We start from the raw sequence: 24,193 nt of genomic DNA, 5'->3' as shown, positions 1-24,193 counted from the left end.
TCGCGCCGGGCGGCGGAGCGGGTAGGTCGCCGTGACGCGGAGAGGAGTCGGCCCAACCAACGGACAAGTCAGCTCGGCGCCACGGTGTGGTTGATTCCGGCGCCCAGCCTCCGATGGGGGGCGACCATCGACGATCGGATCGGGAGTGAGCCGGCTCTGGACCGGTCTTGTCACCGTGCTCTCCCGGGGTGGCGGCACCGGGTTGCCCTGTATCACTCACCGCGCGCTCCTTGGTCGCCCCCGCTGAGGCTACCGTGTGGTGACAGTGGCGATAAGTTACGGCGGCGGGCCAATTCCGGGACAGGCGGTGATCCTTGACCGGTTCGGGTGATATGCCAGCTCGTATGAAGAACTCGGAGGCTCCCATGAACGCTGTGGGGAACGGCACCCAGACCGCCGGCCGGCCCACCCGCCTGCCCCGGTCCGCCCGCCGCAGACAGCTACTCGCCGCGGCGCAGGAGGTGTTCGTCGCACAGGGCTACCACGCGGCCGCGATGGATGACATCGCCGAACGCGCAGGGGTCTCCAAGCCGGTGCTGTACCAGCACTTCCCCGGCAAGATGGAGCTCTACCTGGCGCTACTTGACACCCACTGCGACACGCTCGTGGCGAAGGTGCAGGAAGCGATGCGCGGCACCCTCGACAACAAGGAGCGGGTAAGCGCCTCCGTCCGCGCGTACTTCGACTTCGTTGACCATGAGAGTGAGGCGTTCCGCCTGGTCTTCGAGTCCGACCTGCGCAACGACCCCGCGGTCCGGCAGCGGGTCGAGCGGGTGGAACAGGGCTGCATCGCGGCGATCACCGACACGATCATCTCGGACACCGGCGTGAGCCGGGCACACGCGGAGTTGCTCGCGTCCGGCCTGGTTGGGGCGGCCGAGACGGCGGCACAGTTCTGGCTGGCCAGAGGGCGGCAGGTGGCGAAGGAGGAGGCGGAGGCGTTGGTCGCCGCGCTCTCCTGGCGAGGCATCGCGAGCTTCCCGCTGCAGGGTGAGTCAGCCTGACCGCCGCCCCGGTGATCGGATAGCCTTCGCAAGGCGGCATTCTCGCCCCCAGCGGAGGAGGCACAGTGGAGGTCAAGATCGGCGTGCAATACGCGCCGCGCGAGCTGGTTCTGGAGAGCGCACAGTCGCCGGCCGAGATCGAGCAGATCGTGACCGACGCCATCGCCGGCGACGGCGGCACCCTCTCCCTCACCGACGAGAAGGGGCGGCGGGTCATCGTCCCGGTCGACAAGGTCGCCTACGTCGAAATCGCCGAGGCGTCCTCCCGGGCGGTCGGATTTACCGTCCGCTGACCAGCGTTCCGCCACGGCAGGTGCTGCGGCACTTGCCGTGGCGTGCGCCGGGGCCGGCCACGCGCGACACCGATGCCTCCGCGCTCCGGGCGCGGGACAGCGGCGAGTCAACCCGGGGAAGGTCCCTCAGCCCGCCCGCGGGGTGAGGCAGGCGGTTGGTGCCGCCTCGCCGAGTCGTGGCCACCCCTCGACGGGCCACCCCCCGCGCCCAAAGCTCGGCCGGCGGGCGGAACCACCCGTATCGGCCCTGCCGCGGTAGCCTGCGGTGGCACCGCCTCGAGCAGGTGCGAGACGCCGGCTCCCCCGGCACTACCTGCCGGAATCTGCGCGGCGCCGGGAAGGTTCAGGTAGAATAGAACAGTTGCCGTGGGCACCGACCGACGTTCGATCTCGATCTGGTCCAACAATCGATCTCGTCCAACGATCGATTAGTTCCCGTTTCGATCTGGTCGCAGCCGGCCCGCGGCGCGCGTGCGGCCCGGTCCGGCTCGGCGATTCGCCACCCGACCGTGTGGCCCGCGCCACACCGTCCGCGCCTCGAGGACTCAACGGGGCGCACCCACGAGAGGGCACCCCCAATCGAAATGAGCGAACTCACCCACAACCTCATGGATGGCACCGAACTCACCGCCACCGCATCAGTAAGCCCGGAAGCGCCCACCTTCGCCGAACTGGGCGCCCGTCAAGAGACCGTCGACGCGCTGAGCGCCGCCGGAATCACCCGGGCCTTCGCCATCCAGGAGTACGCGCTGCCGATCGCGCTGCGCGGCGTTGACCTGATCGGCCAGGCCCCGACCGGCACCGGCAAGACCCTCGGCTTCGGCGTGCCGCTGCTGGAGCGGGTCCTGGCTCCCGCCGAGGGCGGCGACGGCACCCCACAGGCGCTGGTCGTCGTACCCACCCGCGAGCTGGGCATCCAGGTCGCCAAGGACCTCCACGCCGCGGGCAGCACCCGTGGCGTCCGGGTACTGCCGATCTACGGCGGAGTGGCGTATGAGCCGCAGATCGAGGCGCTCCGCACGGGTGTGGAGATCCTGGTCGGCACCCCCGGCCGACTGCTCGACCTGGCCAAGCAGAAGCAGCTGCAGCTGGATCGGGTCCGCGCGCTCGTCCTGGACGAGGCCGACCGGATGCTCGACCTGGGCTTCCTCGACGATGTCGAGAAGATCCTGGCGATGCTGCCGGAAGAACGGCAGACGATGCTCTTCTCGGCCACGATGCCGGACCCGATCGTCGCGCTGTCCCGGCGCTTCCTGCGCCGGCCCATGACGATCCACGCCGGGCACACCGCCGAGACCGGCCCGTCGCCGCAGACCCAGCAGCTCGCCTACCGCACCCACTCACTCAACAAGATCGAGATCGTGGCGCGGATCCTCCAGGCCAAGGGGCGCGGGCTGACCATGATCTTCACCCGTACCAAGCGGGCGGCCGACCGGGTCGCCGCGGATCTGGACTTCCGCGGCTTCGCCGTGGCCGCCGTCCACGGCGACCTCGGCCAGGGCGCCCGGGAGCGGGCGCTGCGGGCCTTCCGCACCGGCAAGATCGACACTCTGGTCGCGACCGACGTGGCCGCCCGGGGCATTGATGTCAGCGGCGTCACCCACGTCCTCAACTACGACTGCCCGGAGGACCAGGACACGTACACCCACCGGATCGGCCGGACCGGCCGGGCGGGGGCGAGCGGCGTCGCGGTGACCTTCGTCGACTGGGACGACATGCCCCGCTGGCGAATCATCGACAAGACCCTCGGCCTGGAGATGCCCGAGCCGCCGGAGACGTACCACACCTCCCCGCACCTCTACGCCGAGCTGGACATCTCCCCGGAGGTCACCGGCACGCTGCCCACCGGCGCGCGAACCCGGGCCGGGCTCTCCGCCGAGGTCGAGGAGGATCTCGGCGGACGGTCCCGCCGCGGCGATGGCCGCGGGCCCCGCCGTGGCACGGGCCGGGACCGCCGCCGGGGCCGCGGCGGCGACACCGGCTCTGGCGCCAGCGCCACCAGTGAGCAGGGCGACGGGGGCGAAACCGCGGAGCGCACCCCCCGCCGACGGCGACGCCGTCGGGGCGGCGAGGTGGTCACCGCCGGTGAGACCGCGGCGTCAACCGGCGAGACCGGCGACGCCGCCACCGCAGACTCGCCGAACGCCGCGGCGCCGAAGCCACGGCGCCGCCGGCGGCGCCGCAGCGGTGGCTCCGACATCAGCGCGGCGGCCAAGCCAACGGACACCGGCGTGGCGGTTAAGACTGCTGACACCGGCGCGGCGGTCAAACCCACCGCGGACTGAGCACGCCGCGCCGCTACCGACGTCCCTCGCTGGCACCAGCGGGGGACGTCGCGTGCTCGGCCAGCTGAGCGCCCCATCGCCCCATCGCGGAGGATGACACCATGCCGGAACCCCTACCCGTCGCGCTCGCCGAGGTGCGGACGCTGCTGCTCGACGCCGGGCTCACCCGGGCGGTGGCCGCCGGGCATCGCCGTGGGCTTCGCCCCTCGGTGCACCGTGTGGAGCTACGGCCGGTCGCCCTCAAAGCCGGCCCCCGCCTCCAGGTCATCACCGCGGATGGGAGCTCACCCCACACCCGCAACCTCGCCCGCGGCGCGGAAGCGGAGGCGGCGGTGGACGCGCTGCTGGCTGAGCCCTTCGGCAACTGGCACGTGGAGACCACTGCGACGACCCTGCAGCTCCGAGTCACAAAATCCGGCGCCGCACAGGTCCACCGCACGGCGGCCCCGCCGGTGACCGAACCGGTCGGCCACGACCGAACGAAGGCCCATCTACTCGATCCCGGCGACCCGATCTTCACCGTGATCGGTGGGTCAGCCGCCAAGCGGCGGCAGGTGGACGCCTTTCTGCGAGCGCTCGCCGCGACGCTCCCGGACGGGCTCCACGGCTCACTCCGGGTGGTCGATCTGGGCTGTGGGAACGCTTACCTGACCTTCGCCGCGTACCGCTGGTTGACCCAACAGGGCCTCGATGTCCACCTGGTCGGCGTTGACATCCGCGAGGACCAGCGCCACCGAAACACGGAGCTGGCGCGGCGGCTGGGTTGGGCCGATCAGGTGCGTTTCGTGGCGGGAACAATCACCGATGCGGAGGTCGGGCCCGACCCCGATCTGGTGCTGGCCCTGCACGCCTGCGACACGGCCACCGACGAGGCGCTCGCGCGGGCTGTGCGGTGGGGATCTCGCTGGGTGCTCGCGGCTCCCTGTTGCCACCACGACCTCGCCGCCCAGCTCCGCTCCCAGCCCACCCCGCCGCCGTACGAGCTGCTGACCCGGCAGGGCATCCTCCGCGAGCGATTCGCCGACGTGCTCACCGATGCGGTCCGGGCCGGACTGTTACGGCGGCACGGCTACCGGGCCGAGGTGGTCGAGTTCGTCGACTCCCGTCACACGCCGCGCAACCTGCTCATCCGGGCCCGCCGCACCGGGGCACCCCCGACTGCTGAGCACTGGGCGCAGTACCGGACCCTGGTTGACCGGTGGCGGGTCACGCCGCGGCTGGCGACCCTGCTCGGCGAGCCAGCCAGTGCGACGGCCACCGGTGCGACCAACCGCCCGACGGGCACCACCACAGACCCCACCGGCTGACTCTTTTGTCCACAGTGGTGGATACCTGATCGGGGTCGCCGTACTACCCTCGAGCCACGCACCGTCGAGAGTCGATTATCGATGACGCGAAGGCTGCACCAGGCCGAGGGGAGGAAGATCAGCTGGGATGGCTTCGGGAAAGGGAACCGCACAGGCAGCGTTCGCCCGCTTCGTCCGGCGCGCCATTGACAATGCCCGCGCAGAGCGCGGCTGGACGGTGACCGACCTGGCGACCCAGACCGGGATCGGCCGCTCCACCGTCTTTCGCTGGCTCGCCGGCGACTGGCATGACTACCCCGAGTTGGCCAAGGTGCGGGGCTTCTGCGTCGCGCTCGACCTACCCGTCGCCGCCGCGTTCCGTGCTCTCGGCCTGCCGGAAGCCGGCTCCACGCTGCCGCGGCTCGGCAACGAGGGAGCAGTCGAGGCGGATGTGCGGGCGATCCTCGAACACCTGGCCGACCCGGCGGTGTCGGTCGAGGAGAAGCACCACATCCGGGACCTGCTGCACTACCTGGCCCAGCGGCCGGTCCGCCGGCCGGACTGAACTCTCTGAAGCGGCCATGGCGTGCTCTGCTCTCAACCGGCGACCGCCAGGGCGAGCGGGAGCACCTCGGGCGCTCCCGCCCGACGCAGCTCCCGGGCCACCATCGTCATGGTCCACCCCGAGTCGACGAGGTCGTCAACGAGCAGCACCGGCCCGGCCACTCCGGCCAGGGCACCGGCCAGCTCCGACGGCAGGGTCACCGAGCCGTGCAGGGCGCGTACCCGTTGGGCGCTGTTGCCGCGTGCTCCGCCCCCAGCGGACACCGCGACGGTGCCGAGCAGTGGCATTCGCCCCACCGCGGCGATCCGCCCGGCGAGTGAGGCGACCAGCCGGGTGTGGCGGGAGCCGACCGCAACCACCCCGACGGGACGACACGGCCAGGGGTCGGTGCCGTGCGCCCACTCGCGGAGCACCTCCACCACGGCGGCAACGACATCGTCGGGCGCCTCCACGTCGGCCGTGTCGGGCCCGACGAGTTCGCGCAACCGCCCGCCCCAACCGAGGTCAGATAGGCGGCCGACGGCCCGACCGGGCAGCGCCTGCTCGGCCGGGGCGATCCGCCCCCGGTGGGGAACATCCACCGCGGCAAGGCCGGTTGGCCAGAGCTTTTTGGGGGTGATCCCGACACCGGGACGACCGAGGAAGGCCTCGGCCGCCCGCAGGGCGTCCTCGGACAGCTCCACGGCGAAGGTCGGTGCGGCACACCGATCGCATCGACCACAGTCGGCTGCTTCAGCGTCGTCCAGGCACTCCCGCAGATAGCGAAGGCGGCAGCCGGGGGTGCTCGCGTACTCCCGCATCGCCGCCTGTTCGGCGGTGCGGGCCGCGGCGACCCGACGTAGCCGGGCCTCGTCGTAGGTCCAGGGTTCACCGGTGGCGATCCAGCCACCGCGTACTCGGCGGACCGCGCCGTCAACGTCCAGAACCTTGAGCATCAGCTCCAACCGGGTACGCCGCAGGTCCACGATCGGCTCGAGCGCCGGCGTGGAGCGGGGACGGTCCGTGGACAGCGCGGCCAGCACCGACCGCACCTGGCCCTCTGGCGGGAAGGCCAGTGCGGCGAAGTATCGCCAGATCGCGGCGTCCTCAGCGCCACCGGGCAGGAGCAGCACCTCGGCGTGGGCGACGGCCCGGCCGGCCCGGCCGACCTGCTGGTAGTACGCGATCGGCGACGGTGGCGCGCCGAGGTGCACCACGAACCCGAGGTCAGGCTTGTCGAAACCCATCCCGAGCGCGCTCGTGGCCACCAAAGCCTTGATCTTGTTGTCGAGGAGATCCTGCTCGGCGGCGCGGCGGTCCGCGTCGTCAGTCTGGCCGGTGTACGAGGCCACGGGGTAGCCCCGGGACCGGAGGAACTCGGCGGTCTCCGCCGCCGCGGCGACCGTCAACGTGTAGATGATGCCGGAGCCGGGGAGTTCGTCCAGGTAGTCGGCGAGCCAGGCCAGCCGGTACGCCGGGCCGGGCAGGTCGACCACGCCGAGCCGCAGCGACTCCCGGTCCAGGCTGCCCCGCAGCACCAGGGTCTCGGGCTCCACCCCGAGCCGGGACGTCGCACCGAGCTGCTCGGCGACATCCTGGGTTACCCGGGCGTTGGCGGTGGCCGTGGTGGCGAGCACCGGCGTGCCGGCCGGCAGGTTGCCAAGAAACGTCCGCAGTCGGCGATAGTCGGGGCGGAAGTCGTGCCCCCAGTCGGAGACACAGTGCGCCTCATCCACCACCAACAGCCCGGTGGTGGCGGCCAGCTTCGGCAGTACGGTGTCCCGGAAGTCCGGATTGTTGAGCCGTTCCGGGCTGATCAGGAGCACGTCCACCGCCCCGGCGTGGATCTCCCCGGTGATCTCGTCCCACTCGTCGAGATTCGCGGAGTTGATGGTCCGGGCCCGGATCCCGGCCCGGGCGGCCGCGTCGACCTGGTTCCGCATCAACGCCAGCAACGGGGAGACGATCACCGTCGGTCCGTGCTCGCCGGCCGTGCGCAGCAGCGCGGTGGCCACGAAGTAGACCGCTGACTTACCCCAACCGGTGCGCTGGACGCAGAGCACCCGCCGCCGGTCGACCACCAACGCCTCGATCGCCCGCCACTGGTCGTCGCGGAGCCGGGCGTCTTCTCCGGCCAGTCGCCGCAGCACCGTCTCCGCCTGCTCGCGTACCGCCGTTCGATCCAGGCCCATGAGGCATTTCTACCAGTGCCTCCTGCGGTGGCGCGGGGCCGTCGGTTTGCCGGGCTATGCAATGATCGGCTGCGCTTTTCCCAAACCTTTGCGAGGCAGAACGCATGGATCAATGCAGCACCCACGCCAGCCCTGTGATTCGGCGGACCGCCGTCGGATCGGCCGCCTTCCTGGCCGCCGGCCTGCTATTAGCGGGATGCGGTGTGCTGGATAAGGAGTCGTCATCGCCCCCCAGCCCCCCGGCTGACCCGAAGGAAGCCCTCCTCGCCACGGTGCCGGACGAGAAGACGCCGGCGTTCCGCTTCTCCGGCACGGACACCGACGGCACGGCCCTCTCCGGCGTCGTTGACCCGACGAACAGCGGCGTGGAGATGGTTCTCACCATGTCCGAGGACGTGGACGGGGGCGAGTTGAGCATGACGATGTCCATACGAGCGATTGACCAGGACATCTGGATGCAGGTGGACTTCGGGGAGACTACCGAGCTGTACGACCTCCTCGGGGTTAAGCAGGACCAGTGGGTGGAGCTTGACCCGAGCAAGCTCACCGACGACGCGCTGACGTATGACACGGCCGATGTCGGCAATGCCAAGGTGATCGTGAATGCGTCCGACGATGTGCAGCAGCATGCCGATGGCTCATACACCGGCACGGTTGACCTGACCGATAAGCCGATAGCTGCCCGGGCATTGCTTGACGGGGACATCACGGCGCTGGACGAGGCGGCGGCACCGGTTCCGTTCACCGCGGTGGTCGGAGCCGACGGCAACCTCGAGACGCTGTCCGCCGAAGTTCCCGCCATCGGCGAGCTACCGGCGGGCGAGTACATGGTGAAGTACTTCGACTACGGCGACGTGCCGGCGATCACTCCGCCCACCGGTGACGTGGTGCCAGCGTCCGACGAGGTTTACGAGCTGTGGGGCTAGCGAACGGACGGCGGCGGTTGCCGCCGCCGTCACCGGCCCGGGACCGACCCCCCATCACCGTCCCAGGACCGACCCGCCATTGACGCCGAGCACCTGCCCGGTGACGTAGCCGGCAGCGGGGCCGGCGAGGTAGCGGACCGCTGCGGCGATGTCGTCCGGGGTGCCGGCCCGACCGACCAACGTGGCCGCGACCCGGCGGGCGTGCCCCTCTGGGGTCATCCGGCCGCCGAAGAACTCGGTGTCGGCGACGTACCCGGGGCTGACCACGTTGACGGTGATCTGCTCCGGCCCGAGCCGCACCGCCAGGTCGTACGCCCAGCCGTGCAGCGCGGCCTTCGCCGCCGAGTACGGCCCACCTCCGCCCCGCTGCGCCGCGATCGAGCTGACCAGAATCACCCGGCCACCGGGGCGCCGCAGCGCCGGCCGCAGCGCCTCGGTGAGCAGGACGGCGGTGAGAACGTTCGCCTCGAGGTTGGCCCGCCACTGCTCGGCGATCCCGACCAGCGTCTCGGCCTCCCCACCGAGGTAGCCTCCGGCGTTGTTGACGATCGCGTCCACCGCCCGGCCCTCGACCGCCTCGACCACGCGGGGAACCTGCTGCGGGTCGGTCAGGTCCGCCACCACCGACCGCACCGCGCCGGGCCGGGCGAGGTCCCAGGAGAGTCGAGCCGTGGTGGCCCGCAGCGTCTCCTCCCGCCGGCCCACGACGAGCACGTCGAAGCCGTCCACGGCGAGCGCCTCCGCGGTGGCCGCGCCGATCCCGGTGCCACCCCCACTGATCACGGCCAGCCGCTCGCCCATGCACTGTCCTCCTTCGAAGCCACCGTCGATGAGGAGATTAGCGGGGTACGCGCGTGCCGGGGCGCCGCCGGCCACCGGTCAGCCTGAAACGCCCACAGAAGGCCGATTTATCGTCGTCGGCCAGCCCTCCTGACTGCCGTTTCTACCCCACCGCCGACGGCGAAAAGTGAAGATTGTCGGGTGAAATGGCTGTTGCGGCGCCCCGTTCGGCTGGTGCCGATCGGGTTCGGCACCACGATCCTCATCGGCACCCTCGTGCTGATGCTGCCGTGGGCGACCGGCCAGCAGCGGTACACGCCATTCGTCACCGCTCTCTTCACCTCGGCCTCCGCGGTCTCGGTGACCGGCCTGGCCGTGGTGGACACGCCAAACTACTGGAACGGCTTCGGCCTGGCGGTGATCACCATCCTCACCCAGATCGGCGGTCTCGGCATCGTGACCGGCGCCACCCTGGTCATCCTGCTGGTTTCCCACCGACTCGGGCTGCGTAACCGGCTACTCGTGCAGGCCGAGACCGCCCAGTTCGGCCTCGGCGATGTCCGCCGGCTGCTGTTTCGGATCGCTGTCATCTCACTGAGCGTCGAAGCGATCATCACCATCATCCTGACCCTGCGGCTGTGGGCTCGGTACGACCACCCCTTCGGCGAGGCGCTCTGGGTCAGCCTCTTCCATGCCGTACAGGCCTTCAACAACGGCGGCTTCACCCTCTACAGCGACGGGCTGATCGGGCTCTCCAGCGACGCCTGGCTCATCCTGCCGATGGCGTTCGGGGCAGTCCTCGGCGGGCTCGGCTTTCCGGCTCTGTTCGAGGCCGTCCGTGGTCGGCGGCACCCGGCGGGCTGGTCGATCTCCACCAAGCTCACCATCTGGGGCGGCGTGACCCTGCTGATGGTGGGTTTCCTCGCCCTCCTGGCCGCCGAGTGGTCCAACCCGTACACGCTGGGCATCCGCTCGTGGCCGGAGAAGCTGCTCGCCGCGTTCTCCCAGAACGCGTTCTTTCGTACCGGTGGATTCAATGTGATCAACGTTGAGGCACTCGGCGAGGAGGGCATCCCGTTGATCATCGCGTTGATGTTCATCGGCGGCGGGAGCGCCAGCACCGCCGGCGGCATCAAGGTCAGCACCTTCTTCCTCCTCGCCTTCGTGATCTGGGCCGAACTGCGGGGCGAGCCCGATGTCACCATCCGCCACCGCCGGGTCGCCACGGCCAGCCAGCGGCAGGCGGTCACGGTTGCGCTGCTTGGCGTGGCCATCGTGGTCGCCGGCACGGTGATGTTGATCCTGCTGACCGAGGGGATGCCGCACCACGTGGCGCTCTTTGAGGTGACCTCGGCCTTCAGCACGGCGGGCCTCTCCCTCGGCACCACCCCCGACTTACCCGACGGTGGACAATGTGTACTTATTGCCCTTATGTATATCGGCCGGGTCGGGTCACTGACCCTGGGGTCGGCACTCGCGCTGAACACCCGACGACGGCTGTACCGCTACCCGGAGGAGCAACCCCTTGTCGGCTAGGAGAGACCAACACAGCGGGGTCATCGTGGTGGGGCTCGGACGCTTCGGCTCCCAGGTCGCCGACACGCTCGTACAGCTCGAGCATCCGGTACTCGCCATCGACCACGATGCGGAGCGGGTGCAGCGCTGGGCCGACCGGATCGACCGGGTGGTGCAGGCCGATGCCACCGAAGAGGGGGCACTGCAACAGCTCGGCGCGGACGACCTCGAACGCGCCGTGGTCTCCATCGGCGCCTCGATGGAGGCGAGCATCCTGTCCGTCCTAGCCCTCGTTGACCTGGGGATACCCCAGATCTGGGCGCGGGCCCGCTCGCCGGAACACGCGCAGATCCTCACCTCGGTCGGGGCCCACCACGTGATCTTCCCCGAGGCGGAGGCCGGCGAACGGCTGGCCCATCTCATCGTCAGCCGGATGTTGGACTTCATGGAGTTCGGCGACGACTTCGCGCTCGCCAAGGTCCGCACCCCGGAGAGCCTCACCGGCCGCCCACTGCAGGAGCTGAACCCGGAGGAGCGCCACGGAGTACGGGTGGTGGCGGCGAAACTGGCCGGTAAGCGATTCCAGGCGGCCACCGACGACACCGTACTGACCTCGGGGAGCATGCTGATCGTGGAGGGCAGCATCGAACAGGTGCAGTCGTTCGCTGCGCTCAGCTGAGGCGGCGAGACCACCAGCCGGCGGCGATCACGCGGTCGCGAGCAACTGGTCCACCGGGGCATAGTCGTCGGTCAACACCAACGCGTCGCCGACGAACTCCTGCAGCGCCGCGCCGTCCAGCACGACCGCGGCCGGGTCGACCTCACTCAGCCGCTCCCGGACCGCGGCCAGCGGCAACGGCGCGTCCGAGGCGACGATGACGAAGTTGGATCCCTGCTCACCGGCGAGCGCGGCCGGCGGGGCGATCAGGGCCACCTGCCGGAACTCGGCCGCGACGGTGGCCACCTCACTGCGGATGAAGCGCAGGGGCGGATAGTCGATCACGTTCTGCACGTACCCGCCGCCGGGGCGGATCACCCGACGGATCTCCGCGGCCATCTCCCGGGTGGCGAGATGCCACGGCACCACCAGATGCCCGAACGCGTCCCCCACCACCAGGTCCTGGCTCCCCGCCGCCTCTGCGGCGACCAGCATCCGGGCGTCCCCCACCACCGCGCGCAGCTCCGGCCCCTGCCGCACGCCGAGCTTCTCCTCGCCCAGCTCGACCAGCCCGCCGTCAATCTCGAAGACCACGTTCCCGGTGCCCGGCCGGGTGGCGGTCAGATACCGCGGCACGGTGAAACCACCTCCGCCCAGGTGCAGCGCGTCCAGCCGACGACCCGCCGGTGCGATGACATCGGCGACCGCCCCGATCCACCGGGTGTACGCGAACTCCAGGTGGGTCGGGTCGGCCAGGTCCACGTACGAGTGCCGGGCCGAGTTGAGCAGCAGCGTACGCCCGCTCGCCCGGCCCGGGTCGGTCTCGACGCGGGCGCAGTGGTAGGCCGTCTCGATGTCACACGGGTTCGGGGCGACCGTGGTCAGTCCGGCGCCGAGCAGGCCGAGCACGGCCAGGCTGGCCGACACCCGGGCCGGACCGGTCAGCTGCTCGCCCGCCGTCCGCCGGAGCCACCCGCCGAGGATCACCCCGCTCAGCCCCAGGGAGACCGCCAGGCCGAGCAGGATCACCGTGCTGGGCAGCGCGGCCACCAGCACGAAGCCGGTGACCAGGGTGGCGGTGACCGCGCCCAGGGTGCCGATCGAGGAGAGCCGGCCGACGACCTGACCGGTGCGGCGCAGGTCGGACAGCTGCAGTTTGACCACCATCGGGGTGATCGCCGACAGCAGCATCGCCGGCACGAAGACGGCCAGCGCGACGAGCAGCAGAATCGCGGACGCCGCCCCGCCCCGCAGCACCTCCCCGGCGTACCGGACCGCGGGCAGGGTCACCGCGGTGGCGATACCGGCCAGCACCAGCGCCGGGGCCAGCAGGGTACGCGGGTCCCGACGGTCCGCCAGCCACCCGCCAGCCCACGCCCCGTACGCGATCGCGGCCAACGCGATGCCGATCACCGAGCTGGTCACCTGGAGGGTCACCCCGACGTACGGACCGACCAGGCGCAGCGCGGCCGTCTCCAGCACCAGAACCGCGCCGCTGGAGAAGAAGACCAGAAACGCGGCCAGCCCCTTGGGCAGGGCCGGACCGGTCGCCGGCCCGGGTCGGGCCGACCGGATGGGAGTCTGGGACGAGGCGGAGTTCACCCGCGCGATAGTACGCAGCGAGGCGGGCCGGCCGAGTCAGTACATCGAAACATGAACGTGATTGGTGTGATCAGCGGCAGGGCTTCCACCCCCGCTATATGCTCGCCATCCGGTATTCGGCATCCATATCTGCCTGTACCAGATGACGTACATCACCCCGAGCCGACTCGCATTGTTCTTCAGGTAGCTCGCCAGCTGGTCACCGTACGCCTTGTCGCCGCCGGTCGCCGAGACGTTCTCGAACCCACCGGAGGCGGCGGAGAAGTCGCAGGCTTTCCCCTTCGGGTGCTCACCACCGCCGCCGCTGCGGAAACAGGAGACGTGCCGCTTGAAACCGTCTGCCTGGGACTGCTTGAGCATGTGCAGGGTGCGCGGAGAGATGCAACCCGAGGTGGTCGGGTCGTTGACCGAGCAGGACTCCGACGGCCAGGAGCCGTCCGAGTTCCGGGGCGCGGACGCGGCGCTGGCTGAACCGCCACCGAACCCGGACCCGCCACCCGAGCTGACCGCGGCGAGCGCCACCTCCGCCGCCTTCTTGTTCTTCGCCAGGACGTCGAGCTGCTTCTCCTGCTCGCGAACCTCGGAGTCGATCGCGATCTTGGCGTTCTCCGCCGTCTCCCGGACCTCGGTCAACTCGCGCACCCGACGGCCGTCCCGCTGGGCCAGCACGTCCAGATTCATCGCCCGATTCAGGAACTCGTCGGGTGAGGTGCTCTCCAACAACGTCGCCACCGGGGTGAGTCGACCCAACCGGTACGACTGCGCGGCCACCACGCTCACCTGGGCGGTCAGGTCAGTCAGCCGCGCCTCGACCGTCTTCAGCTCCGTGGTCAGCTCCTCCTGCCGACGCTTGGAGTTCTTCAGCTTGGCCGTGGCGTCGATGTGCGCTTTGGCGGCGGCCGTCAGCGCGTCCCGCAACTTCTCGCTGCCGCCCTCACCCGGCTCGGCCTGGGCGGGCACGGCACCGAGCAGCACCGCCACGGCCACGGCCACCGCCACGGCGAGGACAGTCAGTGGACGGGAACCCCCGCGGGGCAGGACTGTGCGCACAGTGGATCCTTCCCGAATGCCGTCAGCCCCCACGAACCCCGCTGGTCGGCGGTCCCATCGGGGCCGCACGGCGGCCAGCGGGCGGAGACCGTCGGCCACGATACCGGACCGACCACCGCCGCGAGGACCCCAAATCCGCCGAGGCGACGCGGGCTCACACTGGGTATCTCACGCCGCTACGCGCTGCGCGACGCCGGATGGCACACGCCGTCACGCGCTGCCCGACGCGCAGGGGTGGCGCCCGCCGTCACGCGCCATCGAAGAACGCCTCCCGGACCGCCGCCCAGACCCGCTCGTCCGCCGCGACGAGCAGGCCCTGCCCCTCGACGCCCGGATGGTACTCAGCTCCGTCGAAGCACCGAGCGACCCCACCGGCGGCCCGGACCAGATGGGTGCCGGGTACGTGATCCCAGGGCAGGGTGTGCCCGTAGAGCACGAACTGCTGCACCCCGAGGAGCAGGTCCAGATACTCCCGCCCGGCGCAGTGCTGGCCGGGAAGGAGCTCGCCCAACCGCGCACCGGCCGCCTCCACCCGCGGACGTAGGGCCGCCGGCAGGTAGCGGGACATCGCCGCGCCCCGTAGCCGGCCCGGGTCAGCCGGCGCTCCGGCCGTACGCACCGCACGCCCGTTGACGTACGCCCCCAGACCGGGGCGCGTGGCAGCAAGTGTGTCGACCAACGGGTCGAAGATCCACGCGGCGCTCGGTTCTCCGTCGAGCAGCAGGGCCACCATCAACGCGAACGGTGGGCGACCGGCCGCGAAGTTGGCGGTGCCGTCGATCGGATCCACCACCCACACGGGGCCGGAGCGGCGCAGGTGCCGCAGCAGCTCCGGGTCCTCGGCGACGGCCTCCTCCCCGACCACCACCGAGTCGGGTCGCAGCCGACGCAGACCCGCCGAGATCAGCTCCTCTGCCCGCCGGTCAGCGACCGTAACGAGGTCGCCGGGGGCCTTCTCTGCGATGTCGGCCTCGTCCAGCCGGCGGAACAGCGGCAGCACAACCTGATCGGCCGCCGTCCGCAGGAGCGCGCCGACCTCCTCGAACAGGTCCTCAGTCACAGGCGGGACATCGCATCTCGACCGCCTCCCGGACCACGGCCTTCCTCATGTCCCCGTTCTACCGCCTCCCGGTGCTCGACGGGCCCATCCAGGAAATCCCCCGCCGACCGACGGCGGCATCCGGCCCCGGAGCCATGGGGTCTTTCTGCCCTGGTCGAGGGAGTCGGCCGGGCGGACCGGTCCGCTACGGTCGAGCTGTCACTCGCGGTAGTAGTGGTCAGAGGCCTCAACGGAACGGGCGGGAGCGTTGATCTTCAACGGCTTCCCATGGTCACTCATCGTGGTGGTTGTTGTCAGCTTCGGGCCGTCGCTGGGAGCCAGCTCCACCTCGATCGAGGTGACCCACCCCTGGTCGTCAGTGGTGATCGTGAAGGGCGACGGGGGCATCGCGATCGTGACGATGCTCGGAGCGCCCACGGGGACGAACGGCTTGATGTCTCTGCCGTCGGGCCGGAACCGGCCGGTGTAGGTATGGGTGCCGGTGCGCTGCGCCGAGACGATCGACGCGGTGAACGCCTTTATGCCGGTCGGGTCGGCCCAGTCGAAGCCCACGAATATATCGTCCGGCTTCACCCGAGTCAGATCGACGTGCACCCACTCATCGTCGTCGGACCGCCGCTGGAAACTGTCGGTGCCAACGACGACCCGGCTCCCCACCGACGGCTCCTCCCCGCCGGTGACCGAGATGGTGGTCTGGAAGCGCTGCTGCTTCGAATCGAAGGCACCGCTGGCCTCGACGCTTTTCCCTTCGGGCAGGCTGCCGCGCACCGCATACCGGTGGGCAACCCCCTGAGACCGCTCCAGCGACGCGACCAACTCGTCGCGGACATCGGGTGTTGGAGACGGAGCCACGGAGTCCGCCGGGGCCGAACTCTCGGTACGCGTGGGCTCCGTCGCCTGAGTGCAACCGGCAGCAAGGAGCAGGCCACCGGTCAGACCCAGGGCGAGCAGTCCGGCGCTCAATTTCATCGTGGCTCCCCCGTGGGCCGACGAGCAGGACGGGAGGCACAATAGCGGATCGGTCAATACCGAGAGCCCCGGGGCGGATCAGCCCAGGTGTTCCGTCACTACTTCCAGTGAAAACTAATCCGAGTTAGGACGGAGCTGATCAAACCGGACGGTCGCGACCCTGAGCGGCAACCACATCTGGCATGGATGGTCAACGTCAGCCCTCCCCAGGCGGCCCGACAACGGCATGATCCTGGGAAGCGTGAGAGCCGGCGAGCCACGCGCCAGCACAAGCCGAGTCCTGGGCAGATCAGATCCCGCCCTGGAAGCGGAGGCCGCCCAAGCCTGGGCAGCTCACCGCATCCACTTAGGCCCTGACAGGGCCTGGGCATGGCCTTCTGCATCAGCGCCTTTGAGGGTGATGAGTTCGACATCTGTCACGCAAGCGCAAGGAATGTAGTGACAAGATTCAACTCTGACCATCGAACCTAGCGTCCACGCCGTGCGCGTTCCGCCCACCGGCCACGGTCGTTGCGGTAGCGGGCAGGGACCAGGAATTGAGGTCGATTGAACCAATATATCGTGGCGACTGAGACCGCCGACAGCAATGTGAGGGCTATCAGTACGTTCTGGACGACGTCGATCAGATTCGTTGACAGGCTGGCGGTGGGCTCGATCCAGGTTGTCCCCATGAATGCCGTGCCGAAGGTAAACGCCAAGGCAATCGCAGCCACGCTTCTGTCCTGGTGCCCATCTGGGAAGTAGTTCTTCCAATTGAACCACGATGCGAGGGCGACGAGACACGACGCGGCTGCGACTAAGATCCCAAGGGTGAGAGCGAGGCTGGATGCACGGTAGGGAATTGCTGCGTCAGCGATCGCGGTCACGCTTCCTCCGTTTCGTACGGACCAGCAGTTAGGACGACTAGAACCATGATCCAATCCTTCTCCCGATTCCCTAACCAAGCTAGCTGGCTACGATTCCTCCAGCTACGGCACCGATTAGGCGTCCTCAGTCTTGAGCTTGCCGTTTACGTAGGGCTGGGCTGGCCGCTCGAAGCAGGCCCCCGACACTCGCGAGGAAATCGTGCGGACATGGCGGAATCCCTGCTTGCGGTAGTAGTCGTGTAGCCGCATGTTGGTTGTCCAAGCGTCCAACCGTAGCCACGTCAGGCCGGCGTCATAGGCCCGACCGCCTGCCCAGTCCAGCATTTCACCGCCGAGGTGGTTACCCGAGTGGATCAGCGGAATCATCATTTTCGCGGCATACAGCGCGTCGGCGGGGTCGTCCTCCGGGTACCACAGCGCCTCGGGGTTCCGATCCGGCTTCCATAGGCCGTCTACGTCCACGTACGCGGTCAGAGTGATCGTGGCCACGGGAGTTTCACCCTCCCAGACCACCCACGTCTGTCCGGCTGAGACGGTCGACGCCACGGCGGACCGTGGTAGGGGGATCGACCACTGCTCCTCACCTCGTCCGGCAAGCCATGCCACGCGTTCGCGTCGCCAGCTCATGATGGCATCGACATCGCTCAGCCGGGCAGGAGTGATGATCATTCGTGTGCTTCTTCCGGTCGGAAACGCGCGATGATGTCGGCGTCGCCGTGGGTACTGACGACCCGGTTTCGGTCGCCGGCAAACGGGGTGACGGACACACGGATTGGCCGGTCAGCGGTGTATCCAGTACGGATGTAGTGCAGCACCGGCGTGCCAGGTTGCAGCCGTAGCAGCGTGGCCTCCTCCGGCGTGGGCATCCGCGCGGCGTACTCGTCGTAGTAGGCCACCTGCGGGTATCCGCGCTCGGATAACAGCCTGGTGGTGCCCTGCGGGATGTCTCGGGGCGACAGCAACTCCGGTACCGCCTCGACCAAGTCCATCGGGTAGTAGGTGTCCTGCACCGAGGACGGCTCGCCGTTGACGTACCGGACGCATCGGCGCAGCGCTGCGGCGGACTCGGATTCCACCTGGAGACGCCTGGCCAGGTCCGGCGGCAGAACCTCGATGGTCAGCCGGAACTCCTGTGTCGCCTCGTATCCCTGCTGCTTCACCTCCGAGCGCCACGCGTCCGTCTCGGCCCATGGGCTGGGCATCTCCGCGCGGTGCGCGTGGAAGATCAGCGTAACCTTCTCGCGGACCCGCATACCGCCGGTGCGTCCCGGCAGCCGCTCGATCAGCCCCTCATTGACGAGCAGCGCGGTGGCGTCACGGACCGTATTGCGCGAAACGCCGTACTGCTCCTGAAGTCGGGCCTCGGTCGGGAGCCAATCGCCCACCTCAAGATCTCCGGAGACGATGCGCGCTCGGAGGTCGTCTGCGAGCTGACGGTACTTGGGTTTCGCCACGCTCCCCACCCTCCTGGTTTGGTCCCAACCAATTTAACCGAATGGGCCGGATGGGCTTGACTGCACTCCAGGACACTGAAATCGTTGGTATGAAACCAACGTTACGGGTAGTCGGACGATCGTCACCGAGGGAGCAGGTATGGACGGTGAGGGTGGGCAGGTCACGCCGGCCGACCTCCAGGCGGGAGAACTCTCCCGGGAGATGGAAGGCGTTAACCGCGTACTCGCCAACACCGCTGTGCTGCTGGCTGGTCTTGACCAGGCCGACAGCGCGCGGGATCTGAGAAATCTGACGTACTCCCCGTTGCGCACCGCAGTCGAGCAGGCTGTCGATTCGGCCGCTCGCGTAACGGAGTTCTTGCGGGCGCAAGCCCGGATGTAGACCGGCTCAGGTTCGTTCCACCCCTCCGCGAAGCGACAGCCCCACGCCCATCAGTCCGGATGCGCTGTCGGCCCGCCCACTTCAGTGGAACTGAAGGGGTGATCCTCCAACACCATCAAGGAGACCCAATGCGAATTCGCTGGTTCCGCCGTCGAAGGGGTAACCCACCGGCACTGGCGCGCTGCGCTAACAACTCTCACCGCCATGCGTTGGCGCAGCAGCGCGCTAGGCCGGCAAATCTGCCGACGTGGATGACCCAACCCACCCTCGCCAGCCCCCAGGTAGGCCGCGTCGGCTGGCTTACTCCGGCGCAGCAGTGGCGAGCCAACGGAGGCCGCTGGTGACCGCGCATCAGCCGTCCGTCCGAAGCGTCGACAGGCGAGACTGAGGGGACGTCGATGGTTGTCGTTGCTACTGCCGTGGTCGTTGGGCTCGCCGTCGGCGTGGTCCTGGGCCTGGTGACCAAAACCCGTTCGAGCAGTTGGTGCCCCCGGTGCGGTGACCTCAAGCGCTGCCTACGTGACCACCACGCGGGCAGGAGCCGACCGTGACACGCGCGCACGACCCGATGCGCCCGCTCTGGCGGTGCCGGTCCTGCGGCGCCGACTGGCCCTGCCAGCCCGCACGGCTCACGTTGCTGGCGGAGTATCGCGGCAGAAGGTCAGCGCTACTGGCCCACCAGAGCAACCTCCTGGCCGAGGCAACTGATCAACTATCCCGACTCAACGGCACCAGGCCGGACCTCAGGGAGAGGTTTGTCAACTGGTGCTGGCGGGCAGAACCCGAACGCCCTACTTCCAGCGGAAGTGCACGAAGACCCGGCCGAAGTTTTTCGAGTCCTTCTCCACCCGGTGGTAGAGCGCCTTGACGTCCTTCTGATCAAGGAACCGGAGCACCCGCTTCTTGAGCTGGCCGGACCCCTTGCCTGGGATGATCTCCACCAGGGTGGCCTTCTTCGCCACCGCCTCGTCGATGATTCCGCGCAGGGCGCGGTCGATGTCGGTGCCCCGGTTGTAGATGTCGTGCAGGTCCAGCTTCAGCTTCACGCCGGGCCTCCGCCACGTCGACTCCGTTGCCAGCACCATCGTAGGTGGCGGGGCGGGCGAAGGGCCGCCCGGTAAGGGTCAGCGACCGACCCGGGCCTGCACCCGGCGCAGCGCCGCTTGATAGTCGGCGTTGCCGTGGTGCATCGCCGCCGCGATGCGCAGATGCCGCAACGCGTCCACCGGCCGATTCAGCCGCTCCAGCGTCCGGCCCAACACATGGTGGGCGTAGTGGTCACTCGGGTCCCGGTCCACCAGCTCGCGTAGCTGCTCCTCGGCGCGGACGAGCTGCGCCGAGGAGAAGTACGCCCGGGCCAGCAGTTGACGCACGGCGGTGTTGCCGGGCTCCGCCGCGAGGATGGGCTCGAGCAGCCGAGCCGCTTCGGACGGGTCCCCAGCTTCGAAGCACCGGGTCGCCCGTCGATACTCGGCCAGCAAATCCATCCGACCCACCCCCCTCACGTCGTGTCGGCACCCCGCCACCGCCACCGGCATCTGCCACCAGCACGGTGGCGCACCCTGCGGACCACCCGGCGGCAGTCCCGCCGGCCTACCGGTTGAGGATAGGTTCACCGGCCGAGGGCGGGAACCCGAAGCGACCCACGGCCGGTCTCCGCCCGCCGAGCCAGGGGGCATACCGGGGCGGTTTTCGGGTATCGGGCGGCCGGAGGTGGCCATGGTCGCGCTGACACTGACCCCGCCCTCAGCCCAACGGCTGCGGGCGGTTGACGAGTTCCTCGCCGAGGCCTGGGCAGACCAGGCGCGGCACGACAGCCGGCTGCGGGATCTCGCCGTCGAGGTGGAGTTCGACCGGGGAGTAGCCCACCTGACCGGAGAGGTCGAGGAGCCGGATGACCTACGCCTGGTGCGCGACCAGGTTGGCCGGCTCGCCGGGGTCCTGGCCATCTGGGCCCGGGTCCGGGTCAGCGGCCGGGATCCGGTCGTGGTGGACCTGGGCTGCGGGGGGACCAAGCAGTGGCCGGACAACCTGGGCCTGGACATCTTCCCCGCCGTCGGGGTGGACGCGGTAGCCGACCTGTCGCGCACCCTGCCCCTGGCCGACAACTCGGTGGACGTCTTCTTCGCCGTCCACATTCTGGAGCACCTGATCGACTTCCTGCCGTTGGTGGACGAGGCACACCGGGTGCTCCGGCCCGGTGGCGTACTGCACGTGATGAGCCCCTGGTGGGGGCATGTCAACGCGGTCGCCGACCCGACCCACGTACGGCTGCTCGACATCCAGACCATCAAGGGCATCTGCCTCCAACGCCCACCAGACGCTCCGCGCTGGTACCCCCTGCACGCCGGCTGTGACGGGGCCAGCATCTTCGCCGACCTGACCCTCCTGCCGCCCGATGCGCCCGCCCCCACGCAGGCCCACCTGGCCCGTTTCTTCGCCTGAGCTCAGTCGGGCTCGGGACCGACCCGGGTGGGGTCCGGCGTAGTCGGGGCACGAAGTGGCCGCTCCAAGGGGCGGGCGAGTGCGGATGGGGCGACACCTGCGGCGAAACGGGTCGAATCAGCGGCCAGGTCCGGGTGTTCGACGCCGAGGGCGACCGCGGCCGCCTCCCGGAGGCCCAACTCCGTGCCCTCGCCGTACGTCCGGTCGAAGACGACATCGCCGAGCGCCGCGCGCACCTGCGCCTGCCACCGCGCAAAGTAATCACCGTTGATACCCGGCACCGCGCCCAGGGCAGCCCCCCATGCCTGCGCCGCGCCGAAGAGTCGGGCGGCGGTCAACGGATCATCCCCCGCGGCACAGCGCACCGCGATCGCCTGCAACGTGTCACAGGCACGGCGGTGAAAACCGTGCGCCATCCGGGACCGCAGCGAGACCAACAGATGCTCGTGCGCGGCGATCAGGTCGCCGCGGGCGAGCGCCACCAGGCCGAGCAGCATGTCCACGGTCCGGCGGCCCCGTTCCGCCGGGCGTCCCGCCTCCACCGGGCGGGCCGCGCCGAGCAGCTCCGCCGCCTCCTCCAAGGCGCCCCGATGCCACAGCAACTCCGCCAGGCTCAGGACGGCGAAGAGGGCATCGTCCACCACCTCCTGCCGCTGCGCCCAGTCAATGACCTTCCGGCACACCTGTTCCGCCTCGGCGAGCTGGCCCAGGTCGACCAGGGGAGCCGCCCGGCTGGCCAGCACCCGGGCCAGCAGGCCGGCGTCACCGGACCGCCGGGCCACCGTCTCCGCCCGCCGCGACAGGCGCAGCTCCTCGACGAAGTCGCCGTCCGCCCCCGCATGCAACGAATGCGTGTGGTGCGCCGCCGCCAGCTCCACATCCGGGATGTACTCCCCGGTCTCGACGCTCCGGTCGTAGAGTCGGGACAACCAGAGCCGGCCCTTCCCGGTCAGGCCCCGCTCCCGCCACCATTGGTCCAGCCCGACGATGAGCGCGAGCCCCGCCCGGGCGCTACCACCCGTCGCACACCAGTGCAGCGCGGTTCGCAGCTCCCCGGCGAGTGGGTCGAACGCGTGCAGCGAGAGCGTTACCGGCCGACCGTCCGGCCCCAAGCCCAACCGTTGTAACGCGTGTGCGGACCAGGCCACGTGTCGATTCCGCGCCGCCTGCTCCTCACCCGCCGCCACCAACCGGCCAGCCGCGTAGGCGCGAATCGGGTCGAGCATTCGATAGGTGCTACCACCGATCTCCGGCTCGGCCAACACCATCGACTTCTCCACCAGCACCGACAGCGAATCGAGCTGGTCGCCGTCCAACAACCACTCCACTGTTGGCAGATCCACCGGCCCGGCGAACACCGCCAGCCAGCGCAGCAGCCGGGCCGCCCCCGCGCCCAGCTGTTGGTACGACCAGCGGAGGTTCGCCCGCATGCTGTAGTGCCGCGCGGCCAGCCCGGTCTCGGAATCGCCCCGGCCGGCGTCGAGGGCACCCAGAACGTCGTCGAGACGGTCGGCGAGCTGGCCGACCGAAAGCACCCGCAGCCGGGCCGCGGCCAGTTCGATGGCGAGCGGCAGGCCATCCAAGCGGCGTACGACCCGACGCAGGTCCACCCACTCCGCCGGGTCGGGCCGCCGACCGCCCCGCGCCGCCGTGGCGCGGTCGAGCAGCAGGGCAACCGCGTCGCTCTCCGCTCCGGCTACCGGTGGGTCGACCGAGAGCGGAGGGATGCGCCACACCACCTCACCGGGAAGTCCGAACGACTCCCGACTGGTCGCGAGCACCCGCACCCCACCGGCGAGCAGCTGGGAGATCACCTGGGCGGACGCCGACAGCTGGGCGTCACCGGTGTCCAGCAACATCAGCATCCGGCGGGCAGCGGCGTACTCCACCAGGGTGTCCACCATCGCGCGGCCCGGCTCCGGGCGGAGACCGAGCACGGCGGCGATCGCGTTCGCCACCAGCCCTGGCTCCGCCACCGTGGCGAGGTCAACGAACCAGACACCGTCCGGATGGGACTCGACCAGGTCGGCGGCGAGCTCCACCGCGAGCCGGGTCTTGCCGGAGCCCCCCGCGCCGACCACCGTGACCAGGCGGTAGTTCTCCACCAGCCGGCGCAGCTCGGCCCACTCAGCCTGCCGGCCGACGAACGAGGTGACCGAGGTGGGCAGGTTGTGCGCCACCGCGTCAGCGGTACGCGGACGGGGGAACTGCCGCTCCAGACCGGCTGCGGTCAGCTGGAAGAGCCGTTCCCGGTCGTCGAAGCCACGCAGTCGGTGCAGGCCCAGGTCGAGCAGGGAGGCACCGCCGGGCAACGGGTGGGCGCGCTGCGCGGTCGCCGCGGAGCAGAGCACCTGTCCACCATGCGCGGCGGCGGCGATCCGGGCGGCTCGGTGCACCTCGGCACTCACGTACTCGCCGTCGCGGGGCTCCGCCCACCCGGTGTGCAGCCCCATCCTCACCCGCGGGGTGGCATCCGGGGTCGGCCAGTCGTGGCTGGTCAGGGCACGTTGGGCGGCCAGACAGGCGGTCAGTGCGGCGGACGCGTCCGCAAAGGCCAGGAAGAATGAGTCACCCTCGGTGAGCAACTCCGCCCCCTTGGTGGCGACGATGGTCCGGCGCAGCAGGCGCCGGTGTTCCCGCAGCACCGGCCGGTAGTCCGGCCCGAGCAACTGGGCCAGCCGGGTGGACCCCTCGATGTCGGTGAAGACAAAGGTCACCCACCCGGTCGGGAGGTGGATCCGTGGCGACATGCGTGGAACCTCCGCCCAGGACGTCTGGTTCATGCTGCCTGAATCCAGCCCGTCACGCATCGCGAGCATGACGGCCCGGTTCTGCTCCAACGTGCCACTCCGCGCCGACGTCGGCAAGCGCGGTGAGAGGTC

22 protein-coding genes and 1 pseudogene are annotated in these 24,193 nt (G+C 69.9%); 11 read left to right on the top strand and 12 right to left on the bottom strand.

Features of this window, described 5'->3' with window-relative positions; all coding sequences use genetic code 11:
• Positions 1 to 344: 344 nt before the first annotated feature.
• The 5 genes from AC1UKG_RS02335 (at position 345) to AC1UKG_RS02315 (ending at position 5,433) form a co-directional block, all read left to right on the top strand.
• Positions 345 to 1,004, top strand: a complete 660-nt coding sequence (locus AC1UKG_RS02335; RefSeq protein ID WP_018731604.1) for a TetR/AcrR family transcriptional regulator — start codon at positions 345 to 347, stop codon at positions 1,002 to 1,004.
• A 65-nt stretch (positions 1,005 to 1,069) separates the two neighbouring features.
• Entirely contained in the window at positions 1,070 to 1,297 is a 228-nt protein-coding gene (locus AC1UKG_RS02330; protein WP_018743231.1) for a DUF3107 domain-containing protein, read from the top strand.
• Between the two features lie 584 nt (positions 1,298 to 1,881).
• Complete coding sequence (locus AC1UKG_RS02325; RefSeq protein ID WP_018743230.1) at positions 1,882 to 3,582, top strand: DEAD/DEAH box helicase; 1,701 nt, start codon at positions 1,882 to 1,884, stop codon at positions 3,580 to 3,582.
• A gap of 101 nt (positions 3,583 to 3,683) precedes the next feature.
• Positions 3,684 to 4,889 carry a class I SAM-dependent methyltransferase gene (locus AC1UKG_RS02320; RefSeq protein ID WP_482641905.1) on the top strand — a complete coding sequence of 402 codons (1,206 nt, stop codon included), beginning with the start codon at positions 3,684 to 3,686 and terminating at the stop codon, positions 4,887 to 4,889.
• A 127-nt stretch (positions 4,890 to 5,016) separates the two neighbouring features.
• Positions 5,017 to 5,433, top strand: a complete 417-nt coding sequence (locus AC1UKG_RS02315) for a helix-turn-helix domain-containing protein (protein ID WP_475890842.1) — start codon at positions 5,017 to 5,019, stop codon at positions 5,431 to 5,433.
• A 32-nt stretch (positions 5,434 to 5,465) separates the two neighbouring features.
• Here AC1UKG_RS02315 and AC1UKG_RS02310 read toward each other — a convergent pair whose 3' ends face one another.
• Entirely contained in the window at positions 5,466 to 7,604 is a 2,139-nt protein-coding gene (locus AC1UKG_RS02310) for a DEAD/DEAH box helicase (protein ID WP_482641906.1), read from the bottom strand.
• A gap of 272 nt (positions 7,605 to 7,876) precedes the next feature.
• On the opposite strand from AC1UKG_RS02310, the gene AC1UKG_RS02305 reads away from it, so the two are divergent.
• On the top strand, positions 7,877 to 8,530 hold the full coding sequence (locus AC1UKG_RS02305; RefSeq protein ID WP_475890859.1) for a hypothetical protein: 654 nt from the start codon (positions 7,877 to 7,879) through the stop codon (positions 8,528 to 8,530).
• 54 nt (positions 8,531 to 8,584) lie between these two features.
• On the opposite strand, the gene AC1UKG_RS02300 is transcribed toward AC1UKG_RS02305, so the two are convergent.
• Positions 8,585 to 9,331: an SDR family oxidoreductase gene (locus AC1UKG_RS02300; protein ID WP_018731610.1), complete on the bottom strand. Its 747-nt coding sequence runs from the start codon at positions 9,329 to 9,331 to the stop codon at positions 8,585 to 8,587.
• A 180-nt stretch (positions 9,332 to 9,511) separates the two neighbouring features.
• On the opposite strand from AC1UKG_RS02300, the gene AC1UKG_RS02295 reads away from it, so the two are divergent.
• Both AC1UKG_RS02295 and AC1UKG_RS02290 read left to right on the top strand, forming a co-directional pair.
• Positions 9,512 to 10,846, top strand: a complete 1,335-nt coding sequence (locus AC1UKG_RS02295) for a potassium transporter TrkG (protein ID WP_018743225.1) — start codon at positions 9,512 to 9,514, stop codon at positions 10,844 to 10,846.
• Positions 10,836 to 11,504 (top strand): potassium channel family protein, encoded by a 669-nt coding sequence (locus AC1UKG_RS02290; RefSeq protein WP_026271751.1) that lies wholly within the window; start codon positions 10,836 to 10,838, stop codon positions 11,502 to 11,504. Before AC1UKG_RS02295 ends, AC1UKG_RS02290 begins: the two co-directional genes overlap by 11 nt.
• Before the next feature lie 27 nt (positions 11,505 to 11,531).
• Here AC1UKG_RS02290 and AC1UKG_RS02285 read toward each other — a convergent pair whose 3' ends face one another.
• From AC1UKG_RS02285 to AC1UKG_RS02255, 7 genes are all read right to left on the bottom strand, one after another.
• Positions 11,532 to 13,085, bottom strand: coding sequence for a fused MFS/spermidine synthase (locus AC1UKG_RS02285; protein WP_018815430.1), 1,554 nt, complete (start codon positions 13,083 to 13,085; stop codon positions 11,532 to 11,534).
• Positions 13,086 to 13,121: 36 nt separating this feature from the next.
• Positions 13,122 to 14,135 carry a VldE C-terminal domain-containing protein gene (locus AC1UKG_RS02280; RefSeq protein WP_018815429.1) on the bottom strand — a complete coding sequence of 338 codons (1,014 nt, stop codon included), beginning with the start codon at positions 14,133 to 14,135 and terminating at the stop codon, positions 13,122 to 13,124.
• A gap of 247 nt (positions 14,136 to 14,382) precedes the next feature.
• Positions 14,383 to 15,195, bottom strand: coding sequence for an inositol monophosphatase family protein (locus AC1UKG_RS02275; protein WP_018743221.1), 813 nt, complete (start codon positions 15,193 to 15,195; stop codon positions 14,383 to 14,385).
• Between the two features lie 198 nt (positions 15,196 to 15,393).
• Positions 15,394 to 16,164 (bottom strand): hypothetical protein, encoded by a 771-nt coding sequence (locus AC1UKG_RS02270; protein WP_482641907.1) that lies wholly within the window; start codon positions 16,162 to 16,164, stop codon positions 15,394 to 15,396.
• A 467-nt stretch (positions 16,165 to 16,631) separates the two neighbouring features.
• Positions 16,632 to 17,030 (bottom strand): hypothetical protein, encoded by a 399-nt coding sequence (locus AC1UKG_RS02265; RefSeq protein ID WP_482641908.1) that lies wholly within the window; start codon positions 17,028 to 17,030, stop codon positions 16,632 to 16,634.
• Positions 17,031 to 17,144: 114 nt separating this feature from the next.
• Complete coding sequence (locus tag AC1UKG_RS02260) at positions 17,145 to 17,519, bottom strand: N-acetyltransferase (RefSeq protein ID WP_482641909.1); 375 nt, start codon at positions 17,517 to 17,519, stop codon at positions 17,145 to 17,147.
• 176 nt (positions 17,520 to 17,695) lie between these two features.
• Positions 17,696 to 18,484 carry a GntR family transcriptional regulator gene (locus tag AC1UKG_RS02255; RefSeq protein ID WP_018743214.1) on the bottom strand — a complete coding sequence of 263 codons (789 nt, stop codon included), beginning with the start codon at positions 18,482 to 18,484 and terminating at the stop codon, positions 17,696 to 17,698.
• 139 nt (positions 18,485 to 18,623) lie between these two features.
• Between AC1UKG_RS02255 and AC1UKG_RS02250 the strand changes: the two genes are divergently transcribed.
• Both AC1UKG_RS02250 and AC1UKG_RS02245 read left to right on the top strand, forming a co-directional pair.
• Positions 18,624 to 18,866: a hypothetical protein gene (locus AC1UKG_RS02250; RefSeq protein WP_475890831.1), complete on the top strand. Its 243-nt coding sequence runs from the start codon at positions 18,624 to 18,626 to the stop codon at positions 18,864 to 18,866.
• A gap of 547 nt (positions 18,867 to 19,413) precedes the next feature.
• Positions 19,414 to 19,674 (top strand): annotated as a pseudogene (locus AC1UKG_RS02245) (flavin reductase); the annotation flags it as partial.
• Here AC1UKG_RS02245 and AC1UKG_RS02240 read toward each other — a convergent pair.
• Both AC1UKG_RS02240 and AC1UKG_RS02235 read right to left on the bottom strand, forming a co-directional pair.
• Entirely contained in the window at positions 19,658 to 19,912 is a 255-nt protein-coding gene (locus tag AC1UKG_RS02240; protein ID WP_018218167.1) for a Smr/MutS family protein, read from the bottom strand. The pseudogene AC1UKG_RS02245 and the gene AC1UKG_RS02240 sit on opposite strands and share 17 nt — an antisense overlap.
• A gap of 78 nt (positions 19,913 to 19,990) precedes the next feature.
• Positions 19,991 to 20,353 carry a tetratricopeptide repeat protein gene (locus AC1UKG_RS02235; RefSeq protein ID WP_018743212.1) on the bottom strand — a complete coding sequence of 121 codons (363 nt, stop codon included), beginning with the start codon at positions 20,351 to 20,353 and terminating at the stop codon, positions 19,991 to 19,993.
• A 232-nt stretch (positions 20,354 to 20,585) separates the two neighbouring features.
• Here AC1UKG_RS02235 and AC1UKG_RS02230 point away from each other — a divergent pair, with 232 nt between their 5' ends.
• Positions 20,586 to 21,311, top strand: coding sequence for a methyltransferase domain-containing protein (locus AC1UKG_RS02230; protein ID WP_482641910.1), 726 nt, complete (start codon positions 20,586 to 20,588; stop codon positions 21,309 to 21,311).
• A gap of 2 nt (positions 21,312 to 21,313) precedes the next feature.
• Here AC1UKG_RS02230 and AC1UKG_RS02225 read toward each other — a convergent pair whose 3' ends face one another.
• Positions 21,314 to 24,094: a winged helix-turn-helix domain-containing protein gene (locus tag AC1UKG_RS02225; RefSeq protein WP_026271685.1), complete on the bottom strand. Its 2,781-nt coding sequence runs from the start codon at positions 24,092 to 24,094 to the stop codon at positions 21,314 to 21,316.
• Between the last annotated feature and the right edge of the window lie 99 nt (positions 24,095 to 24,193).

The organism is Salinispora sp. CH2A1_6 (assembly GCF_056820975.1).
Note: the sequence above shows the minus strand (reverse complement) of the source record. Positions and strands in the feature narration are given on the sequence as shown.

What these genes read in the sequence shown, in the direction of transcription:
- AC1UKG_RS02335 (WP_018731604.1), top strand. Translation starts at nt 345, where the DNA reads ATGAAGAACTCGGAGGCTCCCATGAACGCTGTGGGGAACGGCACCCAG.
- AC1UKG_RS02325 (WP_018743230.1), top strand. Translation starts at nt 1,882, where the DNA reads ATGAGCGAACTCACCCACAACCTCATGGATGGCACCGAACTCACCGCC.
- AC1UKG_RS02320 (WP_482641905.1), top strand. Translation starts at nt 3,684, where the DNA reads ATGCCGGAACCCCTACCCGTCGCGCTCGCCGAGGTGCGGACGCTGCTG.
- AC1UKG_RS02315 (WP_475890842.1), top strand. Translation starts at nt 5,017, where the DNA reads ATGGCTTCGGGAAAGGGAACCGCACAGGCAGCGTTCGCCCGCTTCGTC.
- AC1UKG_RS02310 (WP_482641906.1), bottom strand. Translation starts at nt 7,604, where the DNA reads ATGGGCCTGGATCGAACGGCGGTACGCGAGCAGGCGGAGACGGTGCTG.
- AC1UKG_RS02300 (WP_018731610.1), bottom strand. Translation starts at nt 9,331, where the DNA reads ATGGGCGAGCGGCTGGCCGTGATCAGTGGGGGTGGCACCGGGATCGGC.
- AC1UKG_RS02270 (WP_482641907.1), bottom strand. Translation starts at nt 16,164, where the DNA reads ATGAAATTGAGCGCCGGACTGCTCGCCCTGGGTCTGACCGGTGGCCTG.
- AC1UKG_RS02250 (WP_475890831.1), top strand. Translation starts at nt 18,624, where the DNA reads ATGGACGGTGAGGGTGGGCAGGTCACGCCGGCCGACCTCCAGGCGGGA.
- AC1UKG_RS02235 (WP_018743212.1), bottom strand. Translation starts at nt 20,353, where the DNA reads ATGGATTTGCTGGCCGAGTATCGACGGGCGACCCGGTGCTTCGAAGCT.
- AC1UKG_RS02230 (WP_482641910.1), top strand. Translation starts at nt 20,586, where the DNA reads ATGGTCGCGCTGACACTGACCCCGCCCTCAGCCCAACGGCTGCGGGCG.
- AC1UKG_RS02225 (WP_026271685.1), bottom strand. Translation starts at nt 24,094, where the DNA reads ATGAACCAGACGTCCTGGGCGGAGGTTCCACGCATGTCGCCACGGATC.